This window comes from Lysobacter auxotrophicus, assembly GCF_027924565.1.
In the GTDB taxonomy this organism is placed as follows: Bacteria; Pseudomonadota; Gammaproteobacteria; order Xanthomonadales; family Xanthomonadaceae; genus Lysobacter_J; species Lysobacter_J auxotrophicus.
Genome location: NZ_AP027041.1, coordinates 2325353 through 2336224, shown reverse-complemented (window position 1 = coordinate 2336224; position 10872 = coordinate 2325353). Strand labels below are relative to the sequence as shown.

Here is a 10872-nt window from a genome sequence, read left to right as displayed (position 1 = left end):
GACGCTGCGGACCGTTGGATTCCCGCCTTCGCGGGAATGACGACTTGGAGGCGCTCCGGGCCAGACGGGTTCACCCCGGCGCCCATCTGATACAGAATCCGCATATCGCCACCGCCGGGCTTCCGCGCCCGGCGCACAGGAAGAACAAGCAATGCGAGCACCCATTACCCTTCAGGGCGCGCAGCGTCTGCGCGCCGAGCTGGAAGAATTGAAGTCGGTCAAGCGCCCGGCGGTGATCAACGCGATCGCCGAAGCGCGCGCGCACGGCGACCTCAAGGAAAACGCCGAATACCACGCGGCCCGCGAACAGCAGGGCTTCATCGAAGGCCGCATCAAGCAGCTCGAATCCGAGCTGTCGCACGCGCAGGTCATCGACGTGGCCTCGCTCAACGCCGGGTCGCGCGTCGTCTTCGGCGCCACGGTCGAACTGGCCGACACCGAAACCGACGAAGAACGCCGCTACCAGATCGTGGGCGACCTGGAAGCCGACATCAAACTCGGCCTGATCGCCATTTCCTCGCCGGTCGCGCGCGCGCTCATCGGCAAGCACGAGGGCGACACGATCACCATCGACGCGCCGGGCGGCACCCGCGAGTACGAGATCGTCGGCGTCAGTTACGCCGGCTGATCCCGTCGATGATCACGCTGCTGCTGCCGCCGCGCGCACGCTTCGGCGGCCAGCGCCTGTCCGTCGACACCGGACGCGCCCTGGCGCGCGCCGATCGCAGCGAGCGCGTCGGCGATGCATTGTCGAACCTTCTCGACGTCCTGCCGCGCGGCTGGCCGGTGGCAGCGGCCTCGCGCCAGCGCGATGCAGGCGATGCGGCGGGTGCGGCGTGGCTTCGCGCCGATCCCGCCTACGTGCGGCCCGACATCAATGGCGCGCGTCTGCTGTCCTACGGCGAAGCGCTGGGCTTGAACGCGCAGGACGCCGCCGCGCTGCTCAAACCGCTCAAGCCGCTGTTCGGCGATGCGGGTTTCCCGATCGATGCCCCCGCGCCGTCGCGCTGGTACCTGCGCCTGCCGACCGGCGCAAAGTGGCCGGAATTCACCGCGCCGGAGCAGGCGCTTGGCGCCGATCTGTTCGACGAATTACCGCAAGGCCCGGACGGCCGCCGCTGGCGTGCATTGCTGAGCGAGGCGCAGGTCGTGCTGCACAACCATCCGTTGAACGCGCAACGCGCCGCCGCCGGGCTCGCGCCGGTCAATTCGCTGTGGTTCTGGGGCGCGGGCACGCTGCCCGACCGCGTGCAGTCCGCTTACACGCGTATCGCGAGCGACGACGAAAGCGTGACGGCGCTCGCCGCGATCGGTGGCGTGGACGTGGCGGCCAAGCCGGCCTCGTGGAACGGCCGCGCCGACGCAGGCAATACCTTGTACGACCTGCGCGATGCGCGCGATCTCGCGCTGCTCGAACGCGGCTGGTTCGCGCCGCTGCTCCAGGCTGTCGGGGGCGGAGAACTGAAGCAGTTGCGGGTCGAATTCGACGACGGCGCGCGCTACGACCTCGCGCGTTCGCAGCGCTGGCGTTTCTGGCGCCGCCCGCTCGCCTCGTTCATCGCCGCGACGGCCGACACGCCCGGGAACGCTCACGAATGAAACCGGTCGCGCGTCTGCGTCGTCGCGATTGCGTCGATCCGGGTCTTTGGCCGGATTCCATGCCGGAGCTGTTGCGTCGCCTGTACGCATCGCGCGGGGCGACGACGATGGAACTCGCGCAGCCGCGACTGGCGCACCTGCATCCGCCGGAACTGCTCGGCGGCCTCGACGCGGCAACCGCGCTGCTCGCCACCGCCATTGCGGAAGACCGCCACATCGTCGTTGTCGGCGATTTCGATTGCGACGGCGCCACCGCCTGCGCGGTCGGCGTGCGCGGCCTGCGCATGCTCGGCGCGAAGCGCGTGTCGCACGCCGTGCCCAACCGCATCGTGCACGGTTACGGCCTTTCGCCTGCGCTGGTGGACGAACTCGCCGCGCTGCAGCCGGATCTGCTGGTCACGGTCGATCACGGCATCGCGTGCCACGCCGGCATCACGGCGGCGAAGGCGCGCGGCTGGCAAGTGCTGGTCACCGACCATCACCTGCCGGGCGAACACCTCCCGCCCGCCGACGCGATCGTCGATCCGAACCTGCGCGGCGATGCGTTCCCGAGCAAGTGCCTCGCCGGCGTCGGCGTGATGTTCTACGTGCTGCTCGCGTTGCGCCGCCGCCTGCGCGAGCAGGGGGCGTTCGTCGGAAAAGAGCCGGACCTGCAGGTGCTGCTCGACCTCGTTGCCGTCGGCACCGTGGCCGACGTCGTGCCGCTGGACGCGAACAACCGCGCGCTTGTCGCCGCCGGCCTGCGCCGCTTGCGCGCGGGGCAGGGCAGTGCCGGGCTTCGTGCGCTGATCGAAGTCTCGCAGCGCGATCCGGCGCGACTTACCGCGACCGACATCGGCTACGCGGTCGGGCCGCGTCTCAACGCAGCGGGCCGGCTGGAGGACATGTCGCTGGGCATCGAGTGCCTGCTCACCAACGACCTCTCGCGCGCGCGCGACATCGCCGCGACGCTCAACGAGATCAACAGCGAGCGCCGCGCGGTGCAGCAGCAGATGACCGACGACGCCGAACGCGCGCTCGATCGCGTTGCGATCGGCGAAGGCGCGGCGCCCGCGGCGATCTGCCTGTTCGACGCGGAATGGCATCCGGGCGTGGTCGGCCTGGTCGCGTCGAAGATGAAGGAGCGATTGCACCGGCCGGTCATCGCGTTCGCGCCGGCGGAGCCGGGAAGCGATTCGCTGCGCGGCTCGGCGCGTTCGATCCCCGGCTTCCACATCCGTGACGCGCTCGCCGACGTGCACGCGCGCCATCCGCAGCTGATCGAACGCTTCGGCGGCCATGCCATGGCGGCGGGGCTATCGTTGCGCGCCGACGCCTTCGCGGCCTTCGCCGACGCGTTCCGCGATTGCGCCACCTCGCTGCTCACGCCCGAGTTGCTGCAGGCGGAGCTGCTCAGCGACGGCGAGCTGGCCGCCGACGACTTCTGCCGCGCCAGTGCCGAAGCGCTGCGCGATGGCGGCCCGTGGGGACAAGGTTTCGCCGAGCCGCAGTTCGACGGCGAGTTCGACGTGCTCGGCTGGCGCGTTGTTGGCGAGCGGCACCTGAAGCTCGAACTCGGCCTGTCGGGCCGACGCCTCAATGCGATCGAATTCGGTGGATGGGCTGGGCTGGCGCCGCCGCCGCGCGTGCGCATCGCCTATCGCCTGGAAACCGACGACTACCGCGGCGGCGACGCCGTGCAGCTGGTCGTCGTGCATCGCGAAACCGTCGCCTGACGGTGACACGCGTCGAGGTCTAGTCGACGCCCGCCTTGCTCTTCGTCACGAACTCGCCGAGTTCGAACAGCGTGCCGTCGACGCGGCGCAGCAGGCGTGCGATTTCGTCCGACGGCACGAGCGTGCCGGCTTCGGCGATGCGTGTCGCGGTGCGCAGGTCGGCGGCGAGGTTGCGATAGCCGAACGTCCCCAGCGCGCCGGTGATGCGATGCAGCGCACGGCCCATGCGCTCCGCGTCGTGCTCATCGTGCGAGCGCCGCAGATCGTCGAGATCGCTGGGCAGGTTGGCGAGCAGGTCTTCGGCGACGAGGCAGACCGTTTCGCGCGACCCGAAGCTGCGCGTGAGCATCGCCAGATCGAGCGGCTCCAGTGGCGCTTCGAGCGGGGGCGGCGGTTGTTGCAGCGGCGCCGATGCCGTCGCGTCGCCCGCTTCGTCCCGCGCTTCGTGGGGTAGCCAGCGTTCCAGTTGTCGCATGAGTTCATCCAGCCCGATGGGTTTGCGCAGGTGGCCGTTCATGCCGGCGTCCCGGCAGCGCACTTCGTCCTCTGACATCACGCCCGCGCTGAGCGCAAGGATGGGCAATGCAGTCCGGCCTTCGGCGGCTTCGCCGGCACGGATCGCGCGCGCGAGCTCGAAACCACTCATGCCGGGCATCTGCAGGTCGGTGATGAGCAGGTCGAAATGGTCCGTCGCCAACGCCGCCAGCGCCTGTTCGCCGGTGGACACCACGCGGCAGCGCAGGCCCAGTTCGGCAAGCTGGCGCTTCATCAGCAGCTGGTTGGTCGAATGGTCTTCCGCCACGAGGATGTGGCCGGCGCGCATCGTGATGGGCGCGCTTGCATGTTCGCGGGTCGACGCGTCGTCGAGCGCCAGGACGCAGGCACGGCGCACATGCGTGGGAAGCAGCGGCTCGATGACGATGGCATGACGCGGCGCGTCCGGACTGTCGGGCACGAGCGGCACCCAGTGCGCGCCCTCGCCCGCGGGCGAGGGCGCGTCGGCGAGCAGCAGTTGCGCCTGCGAAGGCTCGACGATCTGCGCGCCGAATGCGATGACGATCTCCTGCAGCCCGTCGGCAACGTCCTCGTCGCCAGCACGAATCGCGATCGTGCGGCCGTCGAGCGACGGGTCGCGCGCGTCGAGCCGGACGACGGGCGTGGTGAGTGTGAGCGACACGCGCGTGCCGGCGCCGCGCGCGCTTTCCAGTTCCAGTCGCGCCTGCATCAGTTCGGACAACCGCCGGCAGATCGCGAGTCCCAATCCGCTGCCGCCGTAGGTGCGCGACGTGCTCGCTTCGGCCTGCGTGAACGCGTGGAACAGCTTGCCCTGTTCTTCCGATGCGATGCCGATGCCCGTGTCCGCGACGGCAAGGCACCACGTCTGCGACCCGTCGCCGCTGTCGAGCACCTGCAGCGACACGGCGACGTACCCCGCGCTGGTGAACTTGATCGCATTGCTCAGCAGGTTCAGCAGGATCTGCCGCAAGCGCGTCGGATCCGCCAGCACCATGCCGGCGAGCGACGGATCGATGTGGCACAGGCAACGCAGGTTCTTGCGCCGGCACAGATCCAGCACCAGCTCGATCGAGTTGCACACCAGGACGCGCAGGTCCGTCTCGACCGGTTCCAGGTCGAGCCGTCCGGCCTCGATGCGCGACAGGTCCAGCACGTCGTCGAGGATCGTCCGCAGCGCCTGCGCGTAATCCTGCACGAGGCCCAGCAGGTACTGCTGGTCGTCGTTGACGTCGCTGCGCGAGAGGATCTCGATGATGCCGGCGATGCCGGCCATCGGGGTGCGGATCTCGTGGCTCATCGCCGCGAGGAAGTTGGCGCGCCCGGCCGCGGCGTTCTCCGCCGATTGCCGCGCGGCGTCGAGCGCTTCGGACTGGCGATGCGACGCGCTCACGTCGACCCAGTACCCGCTCCAGTGCACCAGGTTGTCGTCGAGGCGACGCGCCACCGCGCTCACGCGTATCCAGCGATCCGGCGCGGGCGCAACCGTGCGGAAATCCATCTCGATCGGCGCGAGGTCCATGGTCGATTGGTCGAAGGTCGCGCGCAGTCGTTCGCGATCGCGATCGTCGATGCGGCCCGCCAATCCGGGTTGCTCGCCGGAGATGAGTTCATCGTGCTCCAGCCCGAACAGCTCGCGCGTGTTGCCGGCGACGAAGGGCAGGGCGTAGTTGCCCTGCGGATCGCGCGTGATCTTGAAGATCACGCCGGGCAGGTTGCGCGTGAGATCGCGCATCAGGCTGTCGGTCTTCTCCCGGCGGCGGATCTCCTTGCGCGTGCGCACGTAGGCGAACGCGAGGACCGAGACCAGCAGAGCGGCGAATGCAGCGCCGATCGCGACGGTGCGCCACTCCACGCCGCTGGAGACCTGCACTTCGAGCCACCCGGAACGAATGCGCTGACGCTCTTCGGCACTCAACGCGCCGAGCATGCGGTTGATCAGCGGGATCAACGGCTGGTACTGCCCTCGTACGCCGAACACCAGGTCTTCGTCGAAGCCGGCCGGCGCGGCGAGACGGAGCGTCGGGTACTGGCCGCTTCGAAGCGGCCGGTCCGCCGACATCATGTCGCCGACATAGGCGTCCGCGTCTCCGCGTTCCACTGCGCGCAGTCCCGCCGGAATGCCGTCCACCCGCACGACCACGGCGTTGGGCAACTCCGCCTTGACCCGTGCGGCACGCGCGGGGCCCACGATGGTGATGCGCTTTCCATCCAGGTCGTCCAGCCCGCTGATCGCGTGCGAACTGGCGCGCATGACGATCACGAGGCTGACGCGCGTGAAGGCCGACGTGAGCGCCCACTCCGGACCGACCGGTGCGCTCGCGGGCATCGGCACGAGATCGACTTCGCCACGACGCATCTTGCCGCGCAGGTCCTCGATGTTGCCCGAGGATTCCGGCCCCAGCTTCAAGCCGAGTCGCGTGTGCATCATCTGCAGGTACTCGGCGGCGACCCCGCTCATGCGTCCGTCGTCGCCGGTAAAGCTGATCGGCTCCCAGTCGCGTGCGTAGCCGACGCGCGGCGGCGCGATGCGTTCGAGCCAGAGTTCCTCGTCGCGCGTGAGCGGCACGCGTCCCGCGCGCGCGACGACCGTGGACGACGTACCAAGCCACCGGGTTTCGTACGCCAGGCGCTGCTGCGGCGTGATGCGAGCGAGTGCCTTGTCGATCGCACTGGCAAGCGGCTTGCGATCGTCCGGCACGGCGAAGTGCAACGTGTCGGGCGGCAGGTCGATCGGCGCGAGCACCGCGAGCTTGGGCCAGGCGCCGGTCGCCAGCGTCGTGCGGGCGACGTAGGGATTGCCGATGAAGACATCGGCCTGCGCGTTCTGCAGGGCGTCCAGCGCCTGTCGCGTGTCGGTGATTGCGGTGATCCGCGCGCCCGGAAACCTCGCGCGCGCAGAGCGTTCGATCGATGCACCGCGATCGACGAGGATGCGCGCCGATGCCAGTCGATCGGGTGCGAGCAGATCGCTGCGGCTCGCCAGGCCGACCGACACGGGTGCGCTTTCGAAATAGGCCGAGGTGAACACCAGGCACGGCGTGCGCTCGGGTACGAGCGAGACATTCATCAGCACGTCGACCTCGCGTCGGCACGCCGCCGCGAAGGCTTCTTCCCACGTCGGGTAGCGACGAACGGCGACGCGCACGCCGAGCTGGCGCGCAACCTCGTGCAGGTAGGCCGGCCCGAGTCCACTCAATGTTTCGCCGTCGAAACGTTCGAACGGCGGCCAGCCGCCTTCGTAGGTCGCTACCGTGATCGTCGGATGCGTGCGCACCCATTGGCGTTCGTCGTCGGCGAGCCCGATCGAGGCCGCATGCGCGAGGTTCGCGACGAAAAGAAGCAGCAGCCATGCGACACGACGGAACATCGTCATCGGTGCGCGCGCGACCGCAGGGGGATATCCTATCGGCCCGGAGCTTCCTCCTCCGGCGGGCACGCCTTCATGAACCTGCGAGTATTTCTGGCCGACGATCATCCGGTGGTTCTTCGCGGTGCGAGGGCGATCCTGGAAGCGAGCGGAATCGCCGTGGTGGGAGAAGCGCGCTCCAGCGACGAACTGTTGGCGGCGCTCGAGAACAACGAAGCCTGCGACGTCGTCGTCACCGATTTCGCGATGCCCAACAGCGCATCGCCCGACGGCACGGAAATGATCAAGGAGCTGCGCGAGCGTCATCCGCTGCTGCCCATCGTGGTGATGACCATGATCGGAAACGTGGGAATCCTCGACTCGCTGTTGCGCGCCGCCGTACTGGGCATCGTCGAAAAGACCGAGGACATGGAAATCCTCCCGATCGCCGTGAAGTCGGCGGCCAACCGTCGCGTCTTCATCTCGCCGGGCCTGCGGCGGCAACTCGACGCGATGGGAAAGCGCCGTGGGCGCGGCACGTTAAGTGCGCGTGAAGCCGAAATCATCCGCCTGCTGGCGTCCGGCCTGACGGTAACAGAGATCGCGCAGCAGTTGGATCGCAGCTTGAAGACCATCAGTCGGCAGAAGATCGACGCCATGCGCAAGCTGGGCCTGGAGAACGAGGCCGAGCTGTACGCATACGCGCGCGAGAACGGCCTGGCCTGAGGGCCGGGCCCGCCGAAGCGCCGGCCCGGCGAGATCCGGACCATTCCGATGGTGCGGGCTGGGTCCGGGGCGCACACTTCGCGGGCCACCGTAGAGCGACGGAGCCATGTCCAAACGTATCGTGATCGCGGACGACCACCTTCCGGTGCTCGCCTCCGTTGGCGCTGCCGTCGCCGCGACGGGCGCGACGGTTGTCGCGCGTGCGCGGTCGCCGGACGAGGTGTTCGCCGCACTGCGTGAACTGCCATGCGATCTCCTCGTCTGCGATTACGCGATGCCGGTCGACGCGCAGGTCGATGGCATCGAGATGGTTCATCGCGTGCGGACGCAGTGGCCGGATTTGCCCGTAATCATGCTGACGACCATGTCCAACGGCGTCCTGCTTCGCGCATTGCTCGCACAGGGCGTGCGCGGGTTGATCGACAAGGCCGCGCCTGCGCTGGAATTGAACGCCGCCATCCGTGCGGTGGACCAGGGCGAGATCGTCGTCAGCCCGAGCTTCGCCGACGCCATCGACGAGTGGGCCGGCCACATGGACGACCTCGTGCTGCGACGCGAGATCGCGCAGATGTTCGAACGGGGACGATCCGCCGACGAGATCGCGTCGATGCTTACGCTTCCGTCCTCCTGCATCGAGCGGCACGCGCGCGCGTTCGACGTCGCCGGGGCCGGCGCGCAAGGCAGTTCCGATCCGAAGCGCGCCTCGCGTTCCTGACGCACTGCACCCGGCCAGCCACGGCCCGGCGTGCCGGAGCGGATCTTCGGGAACCGGACGGGGGAGACGAGGACGGTCATGGCGAGAGCGCGTCGTGCGGGCGGGGGCAGGTGCACAAGGCTATCGGGCAGGCGCGGGCCTGCCGACCAGAGGAATCTGAGGAAACGCGCGGTCGGCCGAGTGGTTAAGCGACCGCCGCCGGGATCGTCGGTCCAAGAGCAAGCTTGACGCCGCCGCAACATTCTCGCACCTAGGCTGAACAGCCTTCCCCCCGGACTGGGAGTTTCCGCCATGCCGCTGACGATCAACATCGATCTTTCCGACGAGGACCTGCAGCACTTTGCCGGTGTGGTCGAGTCGGCCCGAAAGGAAGCGTCGGACAAGAGCAACGCCGAAGTGGTCGAAGCCGCCACGCAACTGGCCACCAAGGCGAGCCAGAGCAATCCGCCGCAGTTCGTGAAGGACCGCCTGCTGATGCTCGATTCGCTCATCGCGATGCTGCGCGACGAGGGCTGGGGCCTGTCGGAGGCGGATGCGGCGAACGTGCGCTCGGCGCTGGCGTATTTCGTGTCGGCCGGCGATGCGATCCCGGACAACGTCCCGGTACTCGGCTTCATCGACGACGCGATCATGATCGAGCTTTGCGCGCGCGAACTGCGGCACGAGATCGAGGCCTACGACGACTTCTGCGACTTCCGCCAGCGCGAGGCGGAGCGGCGCAAGCTCGATCCCGCCGGCGTCGGCCGTGCGGACTGGCTCGAGGGGCGTCGCGACGAGCTCCAGGACCGCATGCACCGTCGCCGCAGCCGCGACTTCCGCGGCGGCTTCGGCAGCGGCTTCGGCACCGGGTTCGGCGGCAGCAGCAGCTACGGACCGGTGCGGCGGTATTCCGACAGCGGCTGGCGCCCGGGACCGTTCCGCTTCCGCTGATTCGGGCCGGTCATCCCGCCGCCAGCCAACCAGCGGCGGGCGATCGTTTGTTAGAATCGCCGGTTCACCACCGCGATTCGAATTGGACATGATCGAGCTCAATCCCGTCCGCCAGCGCATCGCCGACCTCACCGGTCGGCTGGATGCGCTCAGGGGGTATCTTTGACTACGACCGCAAGGTCGAACGTCTGGAAGAAGTAAACCGCGAACTGGAAAGCCCGGACGTCTGGAACGACGCCGAGCGCGCCCAGTCGCTCGGCCGCGAGCGCTCCTCGCTCGACAAGGTGGTCGGCGGCATCCGCGACCTCACCGATGGCCTCGTTGGCGCGGGCGAACTGCTCGAACTGGCCGAGATGGAGAACGACGAAGGCACCGCGCAGGCCGTGGTGGACGACGTCGAGCGCTTCGCCAAGGACGTGGAGAAGCTGGAGTTCCAGCGCATGTTCTCCGGCAAGATGGACGGCACGAACGCGTTCGTCGACATCCAGGCCGGCGCCGGTGGCACCGAGGCGCAGGACTGGGCCGAAATCCTGCTGCGCATGTACCTGCGCTGGGCCGAATCGCGCGGCTGGAAGGCCGAGCTGATGGAAGTCAGCGGCGGCGACGTGGCCGGCATCAAGTCGGCGACGTTCCGCGTCGAAGGCGATTTCGCGTACGGCTGGCTGAAGACCGAAACCGGCGTGCACCGCCTCGTGCGCAAGTCGCCGTTCGACTCGGACAACCGTCGCCACACGAGCTTCACGTCCGTGTTCGTATCGCCGGAAGTCGACGACAAGATCGACATCGAGATCAATCCGGCGGACCTGAAGACCGACGTGTACCGGTCTTCCGGCGCGGGCGGCCAGCACGTCAACAAGACCGAGTCCGCCGTGCGCATCACGCACGTGCCGAGCGGGATAGTGGTGGCGTGCCAGACCGAACGCAGCCAGCACGCCAACCGCGACCGCGCGATGAAGATGCTCGCGGCCAAGTTGTACGAGCTGGAAATCCAGAAGCGCAACGCCGAGCGCGACGCGGTGGAAGCCACCAAGTCCGACATCGGCTGGGGCAGCCAGATCCGCAACTACGTGCTCGACCAGAGCCGCATCAAGGACCTGCGCACCGGCATCGAGCGCAGCGACACGCAGAAGGTGCTCGACGGCGATCTCGACGAGTTCGTCGAAGCCAGCCTGAAGTCCGGCCTGGAGGCCGGTTCCAAACGCGCCGACGCGGTTTGATGCGCGAGCGGGTGGGGCGGGGCGGGAAGTGAGAGGATTGACCTCTCCGGCACGCCTCCTCCGGCTCGCCAGTCCCACTTCCTCTTCTCGAAACCCATACCTGCTCCA

General features: G+C 68.6%; 8 protein-coding genes. 7 read left to right on the top strand and 1 reads right to left on the bottom strand.

Annotation, left to right across the window (positions count from 1 at the left end; translation table 11 throughout):
* The first annotated feature begins 151 nt into the window (after nucleotides 1-151).
* The 3 genes from greA to recJ are packed head-to-tail and all read left to right on the top strand — an operon-like array spanning nucleotide 152 to nucleotide 3314.
* Nucleotides 152-628, top strand: a complete 477-nt coding sequence (gene greA / locus LA521A_RS10355; RefSeq protein WP_115841535.1) for a transcription elongation factor GreA — start codon at nucleotides 152-154, stop codon at nucleotides 626-628.
* Nucleotides 629-636: 8 nt separating this feature from the next.
* A complete protein-coding gene (locus LA521A_RS10350; protein ID WP_281778831.1) occupies nucleotides 637-1599 on the top strand; it encodes a phosphoglycerate mutase in 963 nt (320 codons plus the stop codon).
* The gene (gene recJ / locus LA521A_RS10345; RefSeq protein ID WP_281778830.1) at nucleotides 1596-3314 is read left to right on the top strand and encodes a single-stranded-DNA-specific exonuclease RecJ; all 1719 of its coding nucleotides are present in this window, start codon (nucleotides 1596-1598) and stop codon (nucleotides 3312-3314) included. The genes LA521A_RS10350 and recJ overlap by 4 nt, the downstream gene beginning before the upstream one ends.
* Nucleotides 3315-3333: 19 nt before the next feature.
* On the opposite strand, the gene LA521A_RS10340 is transcribed toward recJ, so the two are convergent.
* Complete coding sequence (locus tag LA521A_RS10340; RefSeq protein WP_281778829.1) at nucleotides 3334-7305, bottom strand: ATP-binding protein; 3972 nt, start codon at nucleotides 7303-7305, stop codon at nucleotides 3334-3336.
* A gap of 3 nt (nucleotides 7306-7308) precedes the next feature.
* Between LA521A_RS10340 and LA521A_RS10335 the strand changes: the two genes are divergently transcribed.
* The 4 genes from LA521A_RS10335 (at nucleotide 7309) to prfB (ending at nucleotide 10764) form a co-directional block, all read left to right on the top strand.
* Entirely contained in the window at nucleotides 7309-7902 is a 594-nt protein-coding gene (locus LA521A_RS10335) for a response regulator (protein ID WP_281778828.1), read from the top strand.
* 106 nt (nucleotides 7903-8008) lie between these two features.
* Nucleotides 8009-8617: a response regulator gene (locus tag LA521A_RS10330; RefSeq protein WP_281778827.1), complete on the top strand. Its 609-nt coding sequence runs from the start codon at nucleotides 8009-8011 to the stop codon at nucleotides 8615-8617.
* A gap of 291 nt (nucleotides 8618-8908) precedes the next feature.
* Nucleotides 8909-9547, top strand: a complete 639-nt coding sequence (locus LA521A_RS10325) for a YkvA family protein (protein WP_281778826.1) — start codon at nucleotides 8909-8911, stop codon at nucleotides 9545-9547.
* Nucleotides 9548-9635: 88 nt separating this feature from the next.
* Nucleotides 9636-10764, top strand: a protein-coding gene (prfB, locus tag LA521A_RS10320) for a peptide chain release factor 2 (RefSeq protein WP_281778825.1) whose coding sequence is annotated in 2 segments (ribosomal slippage) — nucleotides 9636-9710 and nucleotides 9712-10764 — 1128 coding nt in all. Because the reading frame shifts where the segments join, the coding sequence is not laid out codon by codon here.
* The last annotated feature ends 108 nt before the right edge of the window (nucleotides 10765-10872 follow it).